Source organism: Ensifer adhaerens (genome assembly GCF_002940685.1).
Lineage (GTDB): Bacteria > Pseudomonadota > Alphaproteobacteria > Rhizobiales > Rhizobiaceae > Ensifer > Ensifer adhaerens_E.
In genome coordinates, this window is sequence record NZ_PNFP01000004.1 from 47,477 (window position 1) to 68,026 (window position 20,550).

Here is a 20,550-nt window from a genome sequence, read left to right on the forward strand (position 1 = left end):
TTCGCAGGGTGGCGGGAGATCACCCGGCGCGCAGGAAGCGGATCGCCTCGTCGCGCCGGTACAGATAGAGCAACGTGCGGAGCGCTTCGCCGCGCTCCGAGGTGAGATCCGGATCGCGCTCGATCACGTAGGCGGCGTCCTTGCGCGCGATTTCGAGCAGATCGCCGTGGGCTTCGAGGCTCGCGATGCTGAAGCCCGGGGTTCCCGACTGGCGGGTACCGAGCAACTCGCCTTCACCGCGCAGCTTCAGGTCCTCCTCGGCGATCAGAAAGCCGTCCTCGCTGTCGCGCAGGATCGAGAGCCGCGCACGCCCGGTTTCGCCGAGCGGCCCCTTGTAGAGCAGGATGCAGGTGGAAGCCTCGTCGCCACGGCCGACGCGACCGCGCAACTGGTGCAACTGTGCAAGCCCGAAGCGCTCCGCGTGTTCGATCACCATGATCGTGGCGTCGGGCACGTCGACGCCCACTTCCACGACTGTTGTCGCGACCAGCAGGCGGAGCTCGCCGTTCTTGAAGGCGAGCATCACCGCGTCCTTCTCCGCTCCGTTCATGCGGCCGTGGACGAGGCCGACATTGTTGCCGAAGCGCTTGGAGAGGCCCTCGTATCTTTCTTCGGCCGACATGACGTCGACGGCTTCCGATTCCTCGACGAGCGGGCAGATCCAGTAAGCCTTCTTGCCCTCGCGCAATGCCGCGTCCAACCGATCGACGATGTCGTCAACGCGTTCCGTCGGGATCGTCACCGTCTGGATCGGCTTGCGCCCGGCGGGCTTTTCCGTGAGCTTCGAAACATCCATGTCGCCGAAGGCGGCAAGCACCAGCGTGCGCGGGATCGGCGTTGCCGTCATGACCAGCATGTGCGGTGAGATGCCCTTGGCGGTCAGGCGCAGCCGCTGGTGGACGCCGAAGCGATGCTGTTCGTCGACCACCGCCAGCGTCAATTCCTTGTAGCTCACCGTATCCTGGAAAAGCGCATGCGTGCCGATCACCATCCGCGTCTCGCCGGAGGCGATGCGCTCGAGCATGGCGTCGCGCTCCTTGCCCTTGGTGCGGCCGGTCAGGACGTCGATGACGATGCCGGCGGGTGCGGCCATCCTTGCGAGCGTCGCATGGTGCTGCCGGGCGAGGATTTCTGTCGGCGCCATCAGCACGGCCTGTCCGCCCGATTCGACGGCTGCCAGCATCGCCATCAGCGCCACCATCGTCTTGCCCGAGCCGACGTCGCCCTGCAGCAGCCGGAGCATGCGCTCGGTGCCGGACATGTCCTTCAGGATGTCGGCGATCGCCGCCGACTGGCTGGCTGTCAACGAAAAGGGAAGGGCGTTTATGACCGGACGGGAAAGCACGCCGGTTGCATGCACCGGCACCCCTGCGACCTTGCGCAGCCGCTGGCGCACAAGGGCCAGCGACAGTTGTCCGGCGAGAAACTCGTCATAGGCAAGGCGGCGGCGGGCGGGTGCCTGCGGGTCCAGGTCCGTCGCGTCGCGGGGATCATGGAGTGCCCGGAAACTTTCGGCCGCGGTGCCGAAACCCTGTCGTGTCTGCAGTGCGTCGTCCATCCATTCGGGCATGTCAGGCACACGGGCGACGGCCGCTTCGATCGACTTGCGTAGTATCCGCGGCGACAGGCCCGCCGTCAGCCCGTAGACCGGCTCGACCAACGGCAGGTTTTCCGCTTCGCTTGCCCGGACCGCATAGTCCGGGTGAACCATGGACGGGCGGCCGTTGAACCAGTCGACCTTGCCGCTGACGATCACCGTTTCGTCGACCGGCAGCGATTTTTCCAGCCAGTTTCCCTTGACGCGGAAGTAGGTGAGCGCCAGTTCGCCGGTCTCGTCATGCAGGAAGACGCGATAGGGCAGGTTAGGCTTGCCGCGCGGCGGCGGCTGGTGGCGATCGACCCGGCCGGTGATCGTGACGATGACCCCTTGCGGCGCGTGGGCGATACCTGGCTGCTGGCGCCGGTCGATCAGCGAATGCGGAGCGTGGAAGACGAGGTCGACGACGCGGCAGTCTTCGATCGTCTCGCGACCGAGCAGACGGGCATAGAGTTCGCCGATCTTCGGGCCGATGCCTGGAAGCGTGTCGAGCGGGGAGAAGAGCGGATCTAGCAGGGCGGGGCGCATGGTGATGAAATTGCGATGATAATTCGGGCTTTGGCAAGGCTGACAATCGGCTATTCAGAGTTTATAGAGCCGTTGACGACAAACCGTACCCCAAAGGCCTCGCGCGTTCGTCCGAGCGTGCAGGCGTCATCGCGGGCGGCAGGAAGGAATTTCCCATGACCGGTATCTCTCGCACCAGCGCCGATCTCGATCCGCGTCGACGGCGGATCCTGTTTCGCGCCTGGCATCGCGGCATCCGCGAAATGGATCTGATCCTCGGGCAATTTGCAGAGGCTGAGCTCTCGACGCTTTCTGAAGCACAACTCGATGAACTCGAGACGATCATGGGCGAGGAAGACAACGACCTCGTCAAGTGGATCATCGGCGAACAGCCGGTGCCGGCTCGCTATCAGACTCAGATGTTTCAACGCATCGCTGCCTATCGTCCGGATTTCGACAAGCTTCCCGAAGGGATGAAATAGACCGATGATGCTGGCTGGCCTTGATCCGAAGAAGATTGTCGAAGCACAGCGAGAGATGACGATCGGGCCGGTGCCCTCCGGGGCCGAGGCGCTGATCCTTGCTGAGCTCGCCCGCGCCGGCCAACCGGTCGCCTATATTCTTTCGGATGGCCAGCGGATCGCCGATCTGGAGCAAGTCCTCTCCTTCGTCGCGCCCGACATTCCGGTGCTGACGCTTCCCGGCTGGGACTGCCTTCCCTATGACCGCGTCTCGCCGAGCGCCGACACATCGGCACGGCGGCTGGCGGCGCTGAGCGCCTTGATTGCGCACAAGAAGAAGCCGCATGCGGCGATCGTGTTAGTAACTGTCAACGCCGCCCTCCAGAAGATCTCGCCGCAGGACGTGATCCAGAGCCTGGCGTTTTCGGCTCGCCCAGGCAACCAGGTGCGCATGGACGATATCGCGATGCGGCTGGAGCGCAACGGCTTCGAGCGCGTCGCGACCGTGCGCGAGGTCGGCGAATACGCGGTGCGCGGTGGCATCCTCGATGTCTTCGTGCCTGGAAGCGGCGAGCCGCTGCGCTTGGACTTCTTCGGCGATACGCTCGAAACCATCCGCTCCTTCGACCCTGCAAGCCAGCGCACCACCGGCCAGGTGCGCTCCCTCGATCTCAATCCGATGAGCGAGGTGTCGCTGACGCCCGAGACGATCAGCCACTTCCGCAAGCAGTATCTGTCCCTGTTCGGCGCGACGACCCGCGACGACGCGCTCTATCAGGCGGTGTCTGAGGGCAGGCGCTATGCCGGCATGGAGCACTGGCTGCCCCTGTTCTACGACGGGCTGGAGACGGTCTTCGACTATCTCGACGGCTTCCGCATCGTCACCGATCATCTGGCGCGTGAAGCCGCGGCCGAACGCTCGAAGCTCATTCTCGACTACTACGACGCCCGCCTGGCATCGGCGTCCCCGGGCAAGGCGCAGGCCACCCAGGGCACGCCCTACAAGCCGGTACCGCCGGAACTGCTCTATCTGAGCGCGCAGGGTTTCAACGCCGGCTTGAGTTCGCGCGACGCCATTCGCCTGTCGCCTTTCAACGAGCACGAGGGTGAAGCCCGCCAGGTCATCTCGGTCGATGCGCGCCAGGGCATGCGTTGGGCGAAGTCGGCGGGTGAGGGCGAAGCCGAAAACGAACGCGTCAACGTCTTCGATCAGGCGGTCAAGTACATCGCCGAGCGCCGCTCGAAGGGCGCCAAGGTGGTGATTTCAGGCTGGAGCGAAGGATCGCTCGATCGCCTGCTCCAGGTTCTCGCCGAACACGGTCTCGGCAACGTCAAGCCGATCAAGGCGCTTGCCGAGATCAAGTCGCTGAAGCCGGGCGAGGCGGCATCAGCCGTGCTCAGCATCGAAGCCGGCTTCGAGACGGGCGACCTCGTCGTCATCGGCGAACAGGATATCCTGGGCGACCGCATGGTCCGCCGCTCGAAGCGGCGCAAGCGCGGTGCCGACTTCATCGCCGAAGTGGCCGGTCTCGATGAGGGCAGCTATGTCGTGCATGCCGAACACGGCATCGGCCGTTTCGTCGGGCTGCGCACGATCGAAGCGGTCGGCGCACCGCATGATTGCCTCGAACTCGTCTATGCCGACGATGCCAAACTGTTTCTACCGGTCGAAAACATCGAGCTTCTGTCGCGCTACGGCTCGGAAGGCACCGATGCGATCCTTGACAAGCTCGGCGGCGTTGCCTGGCAGGCGCGCAAGGCCAAGCTCAAGAAGCGGCTGCTCGATATGGCCGGCGGCCTCATTCGCATCGCCGCCGAACGCCATACGCGCCGCGCGCCGGTGCTTGCCGCACAGGACGGCGTCTATGACGAGTTTGCCGCCCGCTTCCCCTATGACGAGACCGAGGACCAGCTGAACTCGATCGAGGCCGTGCGGGAAGATCTCGGCAGCGGCCGACCGATGGACCGGCTCGTCTGCGGCGACGTCGGCTTCGGCAAGACCGAAGTGGCCCTTCGTGCCGCCTTTATCGCTGCCATGAACGGCGTACAGGTCGCAGTCGTCGTGCCGACAACGCTGCTTGCCCGCCAGCATTTCAAGACCTTTTCCGAACGGTTCCGTGGATTGCCGATCCGCATCCAGCAGGCGTCGCGCCTCGTCGGTTCCAAGGAACTGGCGCTGACGAAAAAGGAAGTGGCCGATGGCAAGACAGATGTCGTCGTCGGCACCCATGCGCTGCTCGGCACGTCGGTCAACTTTGCCAATCTCGGCCTCTTGATCATCGACGAAGAGCAGCACTTCGGCGTCAAGCACAAGGAGCGACTGAAGGAGCTGAAGTCCGACGTGCACGTGTTGACGCTTTCGGCAACGCCGATCCCGCGCACGCTGCAGCTTGCCCTGACCGGCGTTCGCGAACTGTCGTTGATCACGACACCGCCGGTCGACCGCATGGCGGTGCGTACCTTCATCTCGCCCTTCGACGCGCTGGTGATCCGCGAAACGCTGATGCGCGAGCACTATCGCGGCGGCCAGAGCTTCTATGTCTGCCCGCGCCTGAGCGACCTGTCGGAAATCCATGATTTCCTGAAGTCGGACGTTCCGGAGTTGAAAGTGGCCGTCGCCCACGGCCAGATGCCGGCAACCGAGCTCGAAGACATCATGAACGCCTTCTATGACGGGCGTTATGACGTGCTGCTGTCGACGACGATCGTCGAATCCGGCCTCGACGTGCCGACGGCCAACACGCTGATCGTGCACCGCGCCGACATGTTCGGTCTTGCCCAGCTCTATCAGCTTCGCGGCCGCGTCGGTCGCTCGAAGGTGCGCGCCTTCGCGCTGTTCACGCTGCCGGTCAACAAGACGCTGACGGGCATGGCCGAGCGCCGGTTGAAGGTGCTGCAGTCGCTCGACACGCTCGGTGCCGGCTTCCAGCTCGCAAGCCACGACCTCGATATCCGCGGTGCCGGCAACCTGCTCGGGGAGGAACAGTCGGGCCATATCAAGGAGGTCGGCTTCGAGCTGTACCAGCAGATGCTCGAGGAGGCGGTCGCCGAACTCAAGGGCGAGGAAGAAATCCACGACACCGGCTGGTCGCCGCAGATTTCGGTCGGAACACCGGTCATGATCCCGGAACACTACGTACCGGATCTGCATCTGAGGCTCGGTCTCTATCGCCGTCTCGGCGAGCTGACGGACCTGAAGGAGATCGACGGCTTCGGCGCCGAGATGATCGATCGTTTCGGTCCGCTGCCGATCGAGGTCCAGCATCTCTTGAAGATCGTCTACATCAAGTCGCTCTGCCGCACCGCGAATGTCGAGAAGCTCGATGCCGGGCCGAAGGGCGTCGTCGTCCAGTTCCGCAACAAGGAATTCCCGAACCCTGCGGCACTTGTGGGTTACATCGCCAAGCAGGGTACGCTTTCGAAGATCCGGCCCGACCAGAGCATCTTCTTCCAGCGCGAGCTGGCGACCCCGGAAAAGCGCCTGTCCGGCGCGGCGATGGTGATGACGCAGCTCGCCGGCCTGGCAAAATAGCGAATGGCCGTCCTGTTGCGTGACGCGGCGGGACGGCCAAGGTTTGTCGAAAGACGTCTGTTTCGGATCGCCGCGCGATCAGTTCGGCTCGCCGCTTGCCTTCATCTGAGCGATTTCGCACAGCGCGTTCGTCAATACGTCGACGGATTGCGCGCCCATCACGGCATATTGTCCTTCGAGGATGAAGCAGGGAACGCCGGTCACGCCCATCTCGCGGGCCATGCCGACCTCCTCCTTCACCGCGTCCTTGTCGGCGTCGGAGCTAAGCAGCGCCGCAATGACGGGACGATCGAGCCCGGCCTGCTCGGCGATATCGAGCAGGACCGCGTGATCGCCGACATTGCGGCCTTCTTCGAAGTTGGCCTTGAACAGGAGGCCGACGACGGCCGACTGCGCCTGCTCGCCATTCGTCGCCGCCCAGCGCACGAGCCGGTGAGCGTCGAGCGTGTTCGGGCTGATCTTCACCGCATCGAAATCGAAGGCGATGCCGTCGGCATTGCCGAGTTCGCGCAACATGTCATGGGCGCGGTCGACGGCCTCCTGGCCGCCGAGCTTCTCTGCAAGATGCCGCTTGTGATCGATCCCTTCGGGCGGCAGGTCGGGATTGAGCTGGTAGGGGCGCCAATTGACCGTGACGAGCACGTCCGGAACGTTGGCAATCGCCTGGTCGAGCCGTGCCCTGCCGAGATAACACCAGGGGCACACGACGTCCGAGACGATATCGATGCTGACGGTTTGCATGGTGTGGGCGCCTTTCCTTGTTCGGTTGAAGGCGAGATAAGCCGGTTTCATCCGGCTTTCAATGCGTTACCAAAAGGGAACCAACCCTCTATTGCGCGTTTTGATCCCACCAGGTCGGAAGCTGGTAGCCGTAGAGCGGCATGGTATCGGGCCGGCCGATGTGCTTGCGCCGCGCCACCCACTGGGCGTCGAGGTGATAGAGCGGCACCAGATAGGAATTGTTGACGAGCAGCCGGTCGTGCGCGCGCACCGCCGCCATGAAGTCCTCGCTCGTGCGGGCCTGCAGGATGTTGTTGACCATCCGGTCGACATCCTTGTCGGCGACGCCGGCGAAGTTGTCGCTTCCCTGCCGGTCGCGCGCTTGCGAGGTCCAGCGCCCGACCTGTTCGACGCCGGGTGACAGCGTCGAGGGGAAGGACTTGATGATCACGTCGTAATCGAAGGACTGGCTGCGTTGCTGGTACTGCGAATCGTCGACGGTGCGCACCGCCGCCTGGATGCCGAGAGGTGCGAGAAAACGCTGGTAGGCGAGCGCGATCTTTTCCTGGCCGGCGTTCTGGCTCATGATCTCGAAGGCGAGCGGCTTGCCCTGTGGGTCGACCATCTTGCCGTCCTTGATCTGGTATCCGGCCTCGCGCATCAGCGAAACGGCAACACGCAGCACATTGCGGTCGCGCCCGGACGCGTCGGTGACCGGCAGGCGATAGGTGCCGTCGAGGATCGCCGGGTTGATTCGATCGCGCGCGTCGCCGATCAGGCCGAGTTCGCGGTCGTCGGCCGCTGCGCCGAGAAAGCTCAAGGTCGAGTTCTGCCAGTAGCTCTGGGTGCGCGTATAGGCGCTGTCGAAGAGGTTCTTGTTGACCCATTCGAAGTCGAAGACCAGCGCCAGGCCTTGCCGGAGCTTGAGGTTGTCGAACATTGGCCTGCGGGTATTGAAGACGATGCCGAGCATGCCGGAGGGGGTCTTCGGCGTGAAGGTTTCCTTGACGACGTCGCCGGTGCGAACAGCGGGGAAGTCGTAGCCGCGTGCCCACTTTGTCGCGCTACCCTCGGGGTAGATGTCGATTTCGCCCTTCTTGAAGGCTTCGAACAGCGAGTTTTCCTGGAGGAAGTATTCGACGGAGATCTCGTCGTAATTGTCCTGGCCGACCTTCGACGGCAGGTCCTTCGCCCAGTAGTCCGGATTTCGCTTGTAGACGATGCGCTCGCCGGGTTTCACTTCGGCGACGCGATAGGGGCCGGAGCCGAGCGGCAGCTTCAGCGTGGTCTGATCGAAGGTCGCAAGGTCAATGGCGTGTTTCGGCAGCACCGGCGACAGGCCGAGCAGGAGCGGAAGTTCGCGATCGGCGTCTTCGCTGAAGGTGAAGCGCACGCTGCGCTCGCCGACCTTCTCCAGCTTCGCCACCTTGGCCAGGCGGTTGCTGAAAGGAACGCGCCCCTTGTCGCGCAGGAGCTCGAAGGTGAAGATCACGTCCTCGGCGGTGACCGGCTGCCCGTCGGCCCAACGGGCCTTCGGGTTGAGGTTGAACTGGATGAAGGTGCGGTCGTCATCCCACTCCACGGTTTCGGCGAGCAGGCCATACATGGTGAAGGCCTCGTCGCGCGAGCGCTGCATCAGCGATTCGTAGACGAGGTTGCCGTATTCCGGATCCCACATGCCGCGGGCGGTCGTGCGCATGCTCTTCAGGATAAAGGGATTGAGGTTGTCGAAGCTGCCGACGACGCCATAGGAGATCTTTCCACCCTTTTTCACGTCCGGATTGACGTAGGGAAAGTTCTTGAAATCGGCAGGCAGCGCCGGCTCTCCGTGCATGGCAATGGCATGCACAGGAGCGGCTGCCGCAGCAGTGCCGAATGAAGTGGCGGTCAGGATCAGGGCCAGACCAGAAAGAATTGCACGCAAAGTCACCTCCCGTGAGGGGTATCAACAGGCCGATTCCCTGAACGTTACCAACGGCGACCGATGAATCCAACCGATCCGTCGCCCAAATTCCGTCCAGTACGAAGTCAAAAAATGACAGGAAACACTGGATAATCGAAGCGAGCCAATGTAACAGGTGTTTCCGGAAACGGGGTCATGCATTTGCCTTATTTGGCCAACAGGACAACGGCGGCTGACGATACTCACCTGCGGAACAACTGTTCCGTTACCGGATTGCAGGAGACGGAATCACAATGATCTTCAAGTCGAATATTACAAAACGTTCGGGCATGGTTGCGCTGGCGCTCACGGTAGCTGCTGCGGGCGTTCCGAACGTTGCGTCTGCACAGCAGGCGGGCGGCAAGCCGCCGCAGGGCTGGTTCAAGGTCTGCACGAAGCAGGAAGACAACGATGTCTGCATCGTTCAGAACCTCCTGACCGCCAATAACGGCCAGCTCGTGACCGCTGTCGGCCTCATCACCGTGTCCGGCAAGGTCAACCGCAAGATCATGCAGGTTTCCGTACCGTCCGCGCGCCTCATCCCGACCGGCGTTCAGATGCAGATCGATGGCGGCAAGCCGGTCAAGCTCGATTATGCCATCTGCATGCCCGACAAGTGCGTTGCTGAAGCCCCGCTTTCCGACCAGCTGATCGCCAGCCTGAAGAAGGGAAATGAGGTCGTCTTCACCTCGGTCAACTTCCAGCGCGCTCCGAACCCGATCAAGATGGCGCTTACGGGCTTCACCGGTGTGTTCGACGGCGAGCCGATCGAACAGTCGCAGCTCGAAGAGCGTCAGCGCCTGCTGCAGGAAGAAATGCAGAAGAAGGCCGAGGACGCGCGCAAGAAGCTTGAAGAGGCCCAGAAGGCTGCCAAGCAGAACTAAGCGGCGCTCCGCGAACCCATAAAGAAACGCCCGGACCTTGCGGTCCGGGCGTTTTCATTTGTTCGAGAGCGAAGCGCCCTAGTGGCGGAACGTCGCCTTGGGCTTGTAGTGACCGACGCCATCCTTGTCGAACAGGGCATCGACTTGCGCGTGGCGCATCGGCCGGTCGCTGTCGTCGAATTCCAGGTTCTGCTCGGAGACATAGGCGACATACTCGCTGTCGTCGTTCTCGGCGAACAGGTGATAGAAGGGCTGATCCTTGCTCGGGCGGATCTCCTGCGGAATGGCGTTCCACCACTCCTCGGTGTTGGCGTATTCCGGGTCGACGTCGAAAATGACGCCGCGGAACGGGAAAACCCGATGGCGAACCACCTGTCCGATCTCGAATTTGGCGTTTCTCTGTTTCATGACGCAACACATCCTTTCAGGAGATTATCTGGGTTGGCGAACCCAAAACATCAATAGGGATTCCCTTCCGCCCTCCGTTGACCGATTTCGCCGCGCGCGCCCCCGTGGACGCGCAAAAGTTGTCGGCATCATAATATCACACAATTCGACAGTTTCGTGCCGCACCTCGCTCGGGCGCGCATTCGCCTGCGCCAAAGAAAAGGCCGGCGGCTCCGTGTTTGAGGAGCCGCCGGCCTTGAGCACGGTTTGAGCCGGTGGTCGATGCCGCCGGTCCCGGCGGTCTTAGACCGAGTAGTACATGTCGTACTCGACCGGGTGCGGGGTCATTTCGAAGCGCATGACTTCCTGCATCTTCAGTTCGATGAAGGAATCGATCTGGTCGTCGTCGAAGACGCCGCCGGCCGTCAGGTACTTGCGGTCCTTGTCGAGGCTTTCCAGGGCTTCGCGCAGCGAGCCGCAGACGGTCGGGATCTTCTTCAGTTCCTTCGGCGGCAGGTCATAGAGGTCCTTGTCCATGGCCTTGCCCGGGTGCAGCTTGTTCTTGATGCCGTCGAGGCCGGCCATCAGCATGGCTGCAAAGGCGAGGTAGGGGTTGGCAGTCGGGTCCGGGAAGCGGACTTCGACGCGCTTGGCCTTCGGGTTGGTGCCGAACGGAATGCGGCACGAAGCGGAGCGGTTGCGTGCCGAATAGGCGAGCAGAACCGGTGCTTCGTAGCCCGGGACCAGACGCTTGTAGGAGTTCGTCGACGGGTTGGTGAAGGCGTTCAGCGACTTGGCATGCTTGATGATGCCGCCGATGAAGTAGAGGCAGGTCTCCGAGAGGCCGGCATATTCGTCGCCTGCGAAGGTCGGCTTGCCGTCCTTCCAGATCGACAGGTGTACGTGCATGCCCGAGCCGTTGTCGCCGAAGATCGGCTTCGGCATGAAGGTCGCCGTCTTGCCATAGGCATTGGCGACCTGGTGCACGACGTACTTGTAGATCTGCATCTTGTCGGCGTTGCGAACCAGCGCGTCGAACTTGACGCCGAGCTCGTGCTGGGCGGCTGCCACTTCGTGGTGATGCTTTTCGACCGTCACGCCCATCTCGGACAGGACCGTCAGCATTTCAGAGCGCATGTCCTGGCAGCTGTCGATCGGCGGAACCGGGAAGTAGCCGCCCTTGACGCGCGGACGGTGGCCGAGGTTGCCGGTCTCATAGTCGGTGTCGTCGTTCGACGGCAGTTCGGAGGAGTCGAGCTTGAAGCCGGTGTTGTACGGGTCGGCCTTGTACTTGACGTCGTCGAAGACGAAGAATTCTGCTTCCGGACCGACGAAGACGGTGTCGCCGATGCCGGATGCCTTGAGGTAGGCTTCCGCCTTCTTGGCCGTGCCGCGCGGGTCGCGGTTATAGGATTCGCCCGAAACCGGATCGAGAATGTCGCAGATGATGACCATCGTCGACTGCGCGAAGAACGGGTCCATATGCGCTGTTTCCGGATCGGGCATCAGCACCATGTCGGACTCGTTGATGGCCTTCCAGCCGCCAATCGAGGAGCCGTCGAACATGACGCCATCGGCGAACATGTCTTCGTCGACGCAGACCACATCCATCGTTACGTGCTGCAGCTTGCCCTTGGGGTCGGTAAAGCGCAGGTCGACGAACTTGACGTCGTTGTCCTTGATTTGCTTCAGAATATCGCTTGCAGTCGTCATTTGCCGTTATTCCCTGTGTGAGATGACGAGGTTTGAAAAGAACCGGGCCGGACGGCCCGTGATGTCAGATGGCGTCGAGGCCGGTTTCGCCCGTGCGAATTCGGATGACTTCTTCCACATTGGAAACGAAAATCTTTCCGTCACCAATGCGGCCGGTTTGCGCGGCGTTGCGGATCGCTTCAATAACGGCCTCCGCGTTTTCATCCGCCAGCACGACTTCGACCTTAACCTTCGGCAGGAAGTCCACCACGTATTCGGCGCCGCGATACAGCTCCGTGTGACCCTTCTGCCGCCCGAAGCCCTTGGCTTCCGTGACGGTGATACCCTGCAGCCCGACTTCCTGAAGGGCTTCCTTCACTTCGTCGAGCTTGAAGGGCTTAATGATCGCTTCGATCTTTTTCATGAGAAAATGTCTCTCCGCTTCTCCCTTGAAAGCAGGATCATGCCCGCTCGCCCTGAATATGCACGTTGCATGCCAGTTTTTCTGCGAAAATCTGTCAGAACGACAAAAAATCTGCTGCCGGCGCGCCGAATGCGGGATTTCCATGCCTTCGGCGGGATGCAATCTGCCTATTTTTTATGATTTTCGATCGAAAGATGTCCGCCCAGTACGGCGGCTCCCGTCCATCATGATCGCAAAGCTCGTTATTTGAGCACTAAATATGTGCAAATGCACAAGATGAAGGCAAATCCTTTGACGTGATCGCACTCTTGCGTCACGTGCGCGGGCATGGATAAGTCTGGGCATGCGCTCCGAACTTCAGCACGTCTTGGTCACGCCCTCCGAAATGACGACGATCGATCGGGCGGCCGCACAATCCGGCATCGATAGCTTCACGCTGATGCGCAACGCCGGGCTGGCGGTGACCGCAGCAGCCCTGCGACATTTTCCGGATGCCCGCCGCTTCGTCGTGCTCTGCGGTCCGGGCAACAATGGCGGTGATGGCTACGTTGCAGCATGCGGTCTTGCCGAAGGTGGAGCGGATGTCGCGGTGTTTGTGCTCGGCGATCCCGAGACGCTTCAAGGCGATGCTGCGCGGGCATGGTCGGAGTGGCACGGACCGGTGAGGCCGCTTGCCGCATTCGAACCGCAGTCCGGCGACGTCGTCGTTGATGCGCTCTTCGGGGCTGGGCTTTCGCGCGACCTGACGGAGGATGTCGCCAACCTCATCGAGCGGGTCAATGCGCGTGGGCTTCCGGTCGTCGCCGTCGATCTGCCGAGCGGTATCGACGGCCGGACCGGCAAGATCCGCGGCGCCGCTTTTGCCGCCCGCCATACCGTCACCTTCATGGCGCCAAAACCCGGTCATTGGCTTTTGCCCGGACGTTCCCTCTGTGGCGCGCTCGACGTTTTCGACATCGGCATTCCCCAGCGCATCGTGCGCGCCGGCGCAGGTTCGCTGCGCCTTAACGCGCCATCCGTCTGGGCGGACTGGTCGGCCGAGCTGGCGGCATCGACGCACAAGTTCAAGCGCGGCCATCTCGTCGTCTTCTCGGGCGACCGTCAGGCCACGGGCGCGGCACGCCTTTCGGCTGCGGCGGGGCTTGCGGCCGGCGCAGGCCTGGTCACCGTTGCCACGGGCAAGGCAGCGCTCGGCATCAATGCATCGCAATTGACAGCGGTGATGGTGAAGGAAGTCGATGGCAAGCGTGACCTTACCAAATGGCTGCAGGACCAACGCCTGGGCAGCTTCGTGCTTGGGCCAGGCTTCGGCGTCGGCAAGAAGGCGAGGGACTTTGCGCTTGCGCTCTGCGATCGGTCTCTGGTGCTCGACGCCGATGGCATCACCTCGTTCCAGGCGAATCCTGGCGAACTCTTCGCGGCGCTGGCGAGAGGTGGGGGGCAGATGGTCATGACCCCGCATGAAGGCGAGTTCGTCCGCCTTTTTCCCGAGATCGCCGGTGATGACGCGCTTTCGAAGATCGAGAAGGCGCAGGCCGCGGCGCGGGCGAGCCATGCGGTGATCGTCTACAAGGGCGCCGACACCGTCGTTGCCGCACCGGACGGACGGGCCGTCGTCAACAACAACGCGCCGCCCTGGCTGGCTACCGCCGGATCCGGAGACGTTCTTGCCGGCATCGTTGGAGCGCACCTGGCGCAGGGGATGCCGGCCTTCGAGGCGGCGGCCGCCGCGGTCTGGCGCCATGGCGCAGCCGGCGCCAGGGCGGGGCTAGGCTTGACCGCTGAAACGCTGATCGGCGCGATACCGCCGATCAGCTGATCGAAAACGCGCGGCCCGACAATTCACCGCTTGAAAAGGCGCCGTACGCCGCGTCCGGAACGTACGGGCAGTTAGCCGCGCGTGCCCTTGGCGATCGGCTCCTGGTAGGTGAAGCCCAGGTCCCAGGGGAAATAGATCCAGGTGTCCTGGCTGACTTCGGTGACGAAGGTATCGACCAGCGGGCGGCCCTTCGGCTTGGCGTAGACGGCAGCGAAATGCGCCTTCGGCAGCATCGCCCGTACTTCGGCCGCGGTCTTGCCGGTGTCGGTCAGGTCGTCGACGATCAGCACGCCTTCGCCGCCATCCTTCAGGATCTCAGGCGTAATGCCCTTCAGGACCTTCATCTGCCCCTGCGTGTCGTAGTCATGGTAGGAGGCGACGCAGACGGTTTCGATCATCCGGATATTGAGTTCGCGGGAAATGATCGCGGCCGGAACCAGCCCGCCACGGGTGATGCAGACCATGGCGCGCCATTCCTGGCCGTTGTCTGCCAGCCGCCAGGCAAGCGCCCGGGCATCGCGGTGGAACTGGTCCCAGGAAACGGGAAAGGCTTTATCGGGCAGCGACATGGGTGGGCTCCGGCTTGTCTGAACGAAGGTAAGGCGAAGCGTCCGGCAGATCGGGCAGGCGGGAACGCGTCATCCTGATTTGCCGACATGCAATAACGGCATTGAGGCCCCGAGTGCAAGGGCTTCGCGCTATCCCTTTGCCCGCGCCTCGGCGATTGCCTGGATCATCGCCTCGACGTCCGTCTCCGCCGCGGCGAGCGCCTCGGGGTCGCGGGCGCGCACGACGATATCGGTCGAGAAGGTCTTGCCGTCGAACTTCGGGTAGGAGCCGATGCTCGTTTCCGGGTGGTTTTTCTGCACCTCCGTCAGCGGGCTGCCGATATCGCCTTCGCCGAAGGGCGAGCGCACGGTGCGCGAAAGGAGGGGCGAGCCGACCTTGAGTCCTGGCAGCAGCGCATCGAGCATGGCCTGGAAGACCTGCGGCACGCCGGCCATGACATGCACGTTGCCGATGGCGAAACCCGGCGCCGTCGATACCGGGTTCGGAATGTGGCGCGCGCCAAGCGGCATGCGCGCCATGCGCTTGCGCGCGTCGGTAAACTCCATGCCACGGCGCTCGTACATGGCGCCAAGCAGCGCCATTGCCTCCGGCTCATAGATGCACTCGACGCCGAAGGCGCGAGACACGGCATCGGCGGTGATGTCGTCATGCGTCGGGCCGATGCCGCCCGAGGTGAACACGTAATCATAACGGCTGCGCACCGCATTGATCGCCTCGACGATGGCCGCCTCGTCGTCGGCGACGATACGTACTTCCTTAAGGTCGATGCCGGCCATGGTCATCATGTCGGCGAGATGGCCGATGTTCTTGTCCTTCGTTCGGCCTGACAGAAGTTCGTCGCCGATGGCGACCATGGCGGCGGTGACGATTGTTGTGCTGCTCATCGGTAATTCCATCTATTTAAGTCTATCGTTTAACAGTGATTTGTGATTGTTCGAAAGTTGAGAACAGTCTGTTTCCCGGATAGCTCCTGGCAGGCGGCCGCATTTTGATAAATCTTCCCGGCGGCGGTGATCAAGTGGGATCGCTTGAATCCAAAGGAGCATTTCATGGCCAAGGTTCTTGTTCTCTATTATTCGGCGTATGGACACATCGAAACTATGGCCTATGCCGTGGCCGAGGGTGCGAAATCGGCTGGCGCCGAAGTGGACGTGAAGCGCGTTCCGGAACTGGTGCCGGACGAAGTCGCCAAGGCATCGTATTTCAAGCTCGACCAGGCTGCACCCGTCGCCAATGTTGAAGAGCTTGCCCAATACGATGCGATCATCTTCGGCGCCGGCACGCGCTTCGGCACGGTTGCCTCGCAGATGCGCAACTTCATCGACCAGACCGGCAGCCTGTGGGCCAAGGGTAAGCTCGTCGGCAAGGTCGGCTCGGTCTTCACGTCCTCTGCGACCCAGCACGGCGGTCAGGAATCCACCATCCTCGGCTTCATCCCGACGCTGATGCATCACGGCATGGTCGTCGTTGGTCTTCCCTATGCCTTCCAGGGCCAGATGGGCATCGACGAAATCAAGGGCGGCTCGCCCTACGGCGCCTCGACGATCACCGGTGGCGATGGCGCACGCCAGCCGTCAGAGGTTGAACTCGAAGCCGCGCGCTTCCAGGGCGCGCATGTCGCCACGATCGCGGCCAAGCTTTCGGCCTGATCGATCGGCTCACGGCAATTGTTTCAAGAGGTTAGGCGGCGCTGGAAGGGGCCGCCTTTTTCTTTTGCGGCTAGCCTTTCCGGGTGATTCGCGAATGTGGCAATTCGTACCACACTTGTGCTAATATCCGCCGCGTTCGGCATTGAGTATGCCTTTGACGAGGAGGAATGCGGGGCTGTGCGGCAACGGCCCGCCGATGACGGGAACGTCTTTCGGATTACTGGGAGGGAAGCATGGCGCGGATTACTTACACCATCGTTCCTCATGACGGCGGATGGGCCTACAAGGCCGCCGACGCATTTTCGGAACCCTTTCCCAACCGCGAAATGGCGCTTGCCGCCGCCAAGGCAGCCGCCGCCGAACAACAGGTCGGCGGCGACGACGAAGAGATCAGCTTCCAGGACGAACTGGGCCACTGGCACTTCGAACACACGGATGGCGGCGATCGGCCCGAAGCAACCGTCGAGGACGGCTGAAAGCGGTCAAGGCGACCAACTCACTGCGAACACATAGCGTTTGGTATTGCGTGTACACCACTTCTCCATGGAGGGTATTCGATGCACTACAGCGTTCAGATCTTCACCTGGACCCCGCGGCAGGGAGTCCACCAGGTCGGATCGGCAATCGAGGTGGACGCCCCCAATTCGAAGGCGGCAGCAGTCTCCCTTCTCGGCCTCAGGCTTGAGAACGAGGGATGTGCAACGAAGCTCGCGGTCCGCGTATGGCACGACGATGCCTACCAGGCGGAATGCGATTGCTACTACTATAACAATTAGGCCGTCGCTCTTGGCGCCGTATCGATCGCCGCTCGGCGAGCGGTAGTTCCATGCCAAAAATACGGGCTTGAAAGGCGTTTGCCTGGTGCGGGCGGCGGGGATCGAACCCGCACAGCCAAGGCCGAGGGATTTTAAGTCCCTTGCGTCTACCAGTTTCGCCACGCCCGCTTGTGGCCCCTAGATCGAACACTCGCGGGAAACAGTCAAGTGCATCAGTCAGGCGAAAGGTAGATTGGCGCCTAGGCGGCCTGTTGTCTCGACTTCAGAAAATAGAAGATGACGGCGGCGATGAGGGCAGCAATGCCATAGGGGATAAGCGCCGCGACGTAAGGCACGCCAGAGTTGACGGAGTAGATCGCCGGAGCCACGAACGCCATAACGACCAGGCCTGCCAGCCGAGATGAAAACACGCTGAGAGCGGACATCTTGGGCAGCAACCAGCCGAACAGGACGCCGATCAGCACCATGACAATTGTCGCACCGAATATTTGAGCCATTGTCTTCCTCCCGCGGCTGGCGAATTCGCGGCATCACGATCGCTCTGATTCGGGTGCGGTGAATAGAGGGAACAACTGGTGGTGTGCAATTCCATGTCGGCCGCTCACGACCGCCTGCGCTCCCCCTGGCGGATGGCGGGACTACAGAACCAAAATCGCCGCGTCTCTAGAGTGGCAATCGTTCCAGGATCGGCGGCAATCCGCTGAGATCGTCGATCTCGCGGAACCGCGGGTGCCCCTCCGGTTTGTCATGGTGTTCGAACGACCAGGTCAGCGCATGCGGGACGTAGACGCCCCAGCTGCCGGCATCGAGCGCGGGCACGATATCGGACTTCAGCGAATTGCCGACCATCAGGCTCTTCGCCGCGCCGTCGCCATGATGGCGGAAGATGCGGTCGTAGGTGGCGACGGTCTTGTCGCTGACGATCTCGACGGCGTCGAAGTAGTCGCCAAGGCCCGAGGCGGCGAGCTTGCGCTCCTGGTCGAAGAGGTCGCCCTTGGTGATCATGACAAGGCGGAACTGGCCATGAAGCGCCTCAAGGGTTTCCTTGACATGCGGCAGCGGTTCGACCGGATGCACGAGCATGTCGCGTCCGGCGGCGAGGATCTCGGCAATGACCGAGGAGGGGACCTTGCCGTCGGTAACGTCGACGGCGGTTTCGACCATGGAGAGCACGAAGCCCTTGATGCCGAAGCCGTAGAGGCCGAGGTTGCGCTTTTCCGCGGCAAGCAGCCGGTCGGAGAGGTGTTCGGTATCCGTGTGGGCGCTCAGAAGCTCGGAAAAACGCGCTTCCGTCAGCCGGAAGAACTGCTCGTTCTGCCAGAGTGTATCGTCGGCATCGAAGCCGACGGTCGTTACTGCATGGGGCATGGTGTTACGGTCCGGCAATCTTGAACGGTTGGTCGACACTGGCGCTTTTGCCGCTGTTGACGTCATTGAAATGGAAGCGCAGCACATAGTCGCCGGCGGGCGCGCCGGAAACGTCGATGGTCAGCGTCGAATAGATTTCCTGGTTTCTGAGATGGCCGGTGAAGGTGAAATCACCAAACGCCTTCTGACCGGCGAGAACGTCGCCCTTGGGGTTGAGAATATCGAAGTCCACGGTGAAGTGGCTTTCGAGCTGGCCCTTCGTTGCCGACTCCTTCCAGGTGAGCCCGATCGGCTCGATATAGGAGATCAGCGACTCGCCTTCCTTGAAGACCGATCCCTCACGCGGGTCGTACATGGCGTAGCCTGCCGGCGCCTTGGTCACGAACACCGCCTTGGCGATTGCAAGCGGCAACGTCTGCGAGAAATCGCTCATCGCCTGGCGCAGCAGGTCGTGGGCCTTCGCCGCGTCGCCGGAGGCTGCAAGTTTCTCGGCTTGGGCGGCCGCTTCGGCAAGCGGGCCTGCCTGTGCGGCGAGACCGGTCGAAAGCGTGGCTGCGGCGGTCAGAAGCGCCAGAAGCCCCATATGTTTCACCATGACGTTCCCCCATCGCCCGTTCCGACCGACTTTCGGCATCTGTTGCACCAAGTCAAGACGATAGGGCCGGCGCGCGAATGGTCAATGCTTCCAGAAGACCGGCGTCAGGATTACCAGCACGGTCAGCACTTCGAGACGACCGAGCAGCATCATCATCGACAGGAGATAGAGTTCGGGATCGCCGAGTGTCGAGAAATTTCCGGCCGGACCGATGATCGGCCCGAGGCCCGGGCCGACATTGGAGAGGCAGGTGATGACCGCCGAAGTCGCGGTGACCAGATCGTAGCCGAGCGCGCCCATGGCGAGACTGCCGAGCACCCACAGCAGGATATAGGTGATGAAGAACAGGAAGATGGAGCGTTGCGTGTCCGCATCGACGGTGTTGCCGCCATAGCGAACCGCATAGATCGCATTGGGGTAGACGAGCTTGTTCAGCCCCGACCGGATCGCGTTGAAGAGCACGATGAAGCGGTAGGCCTTGATGCCGCCGGCGGTCGATCCGGAACAACCGCCCATGAAGGTGGCGATGAAGGCGGCGATGACGACGAACGGTCCCCAGAGCGTGTAGTCCTGGCTGGCATAGCCGCTGGTCGACAGGATCGAGGTGATGTTGAAGAAGGAATGCGCCAGAGCCAGGTGGAACTCCACGCCGTTGACAAGCCGGTGATAGACGGCAACGGCGATCGAGAAGGCCGAGAGATAGCCGAGGAACACGAGGATTTGCGGGTCGCGCAGCGCGTCGAGCCTGCCACGGGCGACGAGCACGATTAGGATCGAGAAGGGCAGGCTGCAAAGCGCCATGAAGAACGTGGCGGTCCACAAAAGCGGTATGCTGCCGAAATAGGCGAAGGAGGCGTCGTGGGTCGAGAAGCCGCCGGTCGCAACCGTCGACATCGCATGATTGATCGCATCGAAGCGGTTCATGCCGGTGAGGAAATAGCCGATCGTGCAGAGAAGCGTGATGACGATGTAGATCGCCAGGAAGGCGCGGCTGAAGCTCGCGAGCCGGGCAAAGGGTTTGTCGCCGGTGTCGGAGGACTCCATCTTGAAGAACGACATGCCGCCGACCCGGAGATACGGGATGATGAACAGGCCGAGCACGACGATGCCGATGCCGCCGAGCCAGCACAGCAGCGACCGCCAGACGAGAAGCCCGGGTGGCGCATCGTCGAGACCGACGATCACGGTCGCGCCCGTGGTGGTGATCGCCGAGACGGATTCGAACAGCGCCTGGGCAAAGTCGAGCTTCATGGACGACAGCCAGAGCGGGATCGCGCCGACCACGGAGAACACGGCCCAGAGCATGTTGACGAGGACGAAGCCGAATTTTTTTGAAAACGGCGGCGGGCCCATGCGCGTGGCCGCGAAGGTTGCCAGAGAAAGGCCGCCGACCATGAAGGATGAGGCGGCAAAAATCTGCCAGTCCGGGTGTCCGTAATAGAGGTCGACCATCGCCGGCACCAGCATGGCGCAGGCAAGGTAGATGCCGAGGATCGCCGAGATGTGCACGGCATGCCGGATCAGGGTTGCGTTCAAACGTTCATTTCCCGGAAAAACAATGTGGCATACCGGCCGGACAGGTGCGGCCCATTTTCAACGTCGGCCCGATTCGAGTCAAAGCCATGGC

General features: G+C 62.3%; 19 protein-coding genes and 1 tRNA gene. 7 read left to right on the plus strand and 13 right to left on the minus strand.

From position 1 onward, the window contains the following. Positions 1-19: 19 nt before the first annotated feature. Entirely contained in the window at positions 20-2,125 is a 2,106-nt protein-coding gene (gene recG, locus C1A35_RS08855) for an ATP-dependent DNA helicase RecG (protein ID WP_104663985.1), read from the minus strand. A 155-nt stretch (positions 2,126-2,280) separates the two neighbouring features. Between recG and C1A35_RS08860 the strand changes: the two genes are divergently transcribed. Both C1A35_RS08860 and mfd read left to right on the plus strand, forming a co-directional pair. Then, positions 2,281-2,586, plus strand: coding sequence for an FAD assembly factor SdhE (locus C1A35_RS08860; protein WP_104663986.1), 306 nt, complete (start codon positions 2,281-2,283; stop codon positions 2,584-2,586). A gap of 7 nt (positions 2,587-2,593) precedes the next feature. Continuing rightward, complete coding sequence (gene mfd, locus C1A35_RS08865) at positions 2,594-6,097, plus strand: transcription-repair coupling factor (RefSeq protein WP_104664351.1); 3,504 nt, start codon at positions 2,594-2,596, stop codon at positions 6,095-6,097. A 78-nt stretch (positions 6,098-6,175) separates the two neighbouring features. On the opposite strand, the gene C1A35_RS08870 is transcribed toward mfd, so the two are convergent. Both C1A35_RS08870 and C1A35_RS08875 read right to left on the minus strand, forming a co-directional pair. After that, on the minus strand, positions 6,176-6,838 hold the full coding sequence (locus tag C1A35_RS08870; protein ID WP_104664352.1) for a DsbA family oxidoreductase: 663 nt from the start codon (positions 6,836-6,838) through the stop codon (positions 6,176-6,178). 88 nt (positions 6,839-6,926) lie between these two features. Beyond that, a complete protein-coding gene (locus C1A35_RS08875) occupies positions 6,927-8,741 on the minus strand; it encodes an extracellular solute-binding protein (RefSeq protein ID WP_104663987.1) in 1,815 nt (604 codons plus the stop codon). Between the two features lie 272 nt (positions 8,742-9,013). On the opposite strand from C1A35_RS08875, the gene C1A35_RS08880 reads away from it, so the two are divergent. Next, complete coding sequence (locus C1A35_RS08880; protein WP_104663988.1) at positions 9,014-9,643, plus strand: invasion associated locus B family protein; 630 nt, start codon at positions 9,014-9,016, stop codon at positions 9,641-9,643. Between the two features lie 78 nt (positions 9,644-9,721). On the opposite strand, the gene hspQ is transcribed toward C1A35_RS08880, so the two are convergent. The 3 genes from hspQ to C1A35_RS08895 form a co-directional block, all read right to left on the minus strand. Then, a complete protein-coding gene (gene hspQ, locus C1A35_RS08885; RefSeq protein WP_077961281.1) occupies positions 9,722-10,051 on the minus strand; it encodes a heat shock protein HspQ in 330 nt (109 codons plus the stop codon). A 282-nt stretch (positions 10,052-10,333) separates the two neighbouring features. Beyond that, on the minus strand, positions 10,334-11,743 hold the full coding sequence (gene glnA / locus C1A35_RS08890) for a type I glutamate--ammonia ligase (RefSeq protein WP_057255946.1): 1,410 nt from the start codon (positions 11,741-11,743) through the stop codon (positions 10,334-10,336). 64 nt (positions 11,744-11,807) lie between these two features. After that, a complete protein-coding gene (locus C1A35_RS08895; RefSeq protein WP_003528058.1) occupies positions 11,808-12,146 on the minus strand; it encodes a P-II family nitrogen regulator in 339 nt (112 codons plus the stop codon). 343 nt (positions 12,147-12,489) lie between these two features. Here C1A35_RS08895 and C1A35_RS08900 point away from each other — a divergent pair, with 343 nt between their 5' ends. Then, a complete protein-coding gene (locus C1A35_RS08900) occupies positions 12,490-13,965 on the plus strand; it encodes an NAD(P)H-hydrate dehydratase (RefSeq protein ID WP_104663989.1) in 1,476 nt (491 codons plus the stop codon). A 71-nt stretch (positions 13,966-14,036) separates the two neighbouring features. Here C1A35_RS08900 and gpt read toward each other — a convergent pair whose 3' ends face one another. Together gpt and C1A35_RS08910 are read right to left on the minus strand one after the other, a co-directional pair. Then, positions 14,037-14,534 (minus strand): xanthine phosphoribosyltransferase, encoded by a 498-nt coding sequence (gpt, locus tag C1A35_RS08905; RefSeq protein WP_104663990.1) that lies wholly within the window; start codon positions 14,532-14,534, stop codon positions 14,037-14,039. Between the two features lie 129 nt (positions 14,535-14,663). Continuing rightward, positions 14,664-15,419, minus strand: coding sequence for a competence/damage-inducible protein A (locus tag C1A35_RS08910; protein ID WP_104663991.1), 756 nt, complete (start codon positions 15,417-15,419; stop codon positions 14,664-14,666). A gap of 165 nt (positions 15,420-15,584) precedes the next feature. On the opposite strand from C1A35_RS08910, the gene wrbA reads away from it, so the two are divergent. From wrbA to C1A35_RS08925, 3 genes are all read left to right on the plus strand, one after another. Then, the gene (gene wrbA, locus C1A35_RS08915) at positions 15,585-16,184 is read left to right on the plus strand and encodes an NAD(P)H:quinone oxidoreductase (protein WP_104663992.1); all 600 of its coding nucleotides are present in this window, start codon (positions 15,585-15,587) and stop codon (positions 16,182-16,184) included. A gap of 233 nt (positions 16,185-16,417) precedes the next feature. After that, entirely contained in the window at positions 16,418-16,660 is a 243-nt protein-coding gene (locus C1A35_RS08920; protein WP_104663993.1) for a DUF2188 domain-containing protein, read from the plus strand. Positions 16,661-16,741: 81 nt separating this feature from the next. Next, on the plus strand, positions 16,742-16,960 hold the full coding sequence (locus C1A35_RS08925) for a hypothetical protein (RefSeq protein WP_104663994.1): 219 nt from the start codon (positions 16,742-16,744) through the stop codon (positions 16,958-16,960). Positions 16,961-17,043: 83 nt separating this feature from the next. On the opposite strand, the gene C1A35_RS08930 is transcribed toward C1A35_RS08925, so the two are convergent. From C1A35_RS08930 to C1A35_RS08950, 5 genes are all read right to left on the minus strand, one after another. After that, positions 17,044-17,128 (minus strand) — tRNA-Leu (locus C1A35_RS08930). 71 nt (positions 17,129-17,199) lie between these two features. Beyond that, complete coding sequence (locus C1A35_RS08935; RefSeq protein ID WP_158665028.1) at positions 17,200-17,457, minus strand: hypothetical protein; 258 nt, start codon at positions 17,455-17,457, stop codon at positions 17,200-17,202. 166 nt (positions 17,458-17,623) lie between these two features. Then, a complete protein-coding gene (locus C1A35_RS08940; protein WP_104663996.1) occupies positions 17,624-18,328 on the minus strand; it encodes an HAD family hydrolase in 705 nt (234 codons plus the stop codon). A gap of 4 nt (positions 18,329-18,332) precedes the next feature. Further along, a complete protein-coding gene (locus C1A35_RS08945) occupies positions 18,333-18,923 on the minus strand; it encodes a hypothetical protein (protein WP_104663997.1) in 591 nt (196 codons plus the stop codon). Between the two features lie 81 nt (positions 18,924-19,004). Beyond that, entirely contained in the window at positions 19,005-20,459 is a 1,455-nt protein-coding gene (locus C1A35_RS08950; RefSeq protein ID WP_104663998.1) for a TrkH family potassium uptake protein, read from the minus strand. Positions 20,460-20,550: the final 91 nt, after the last annotated feature.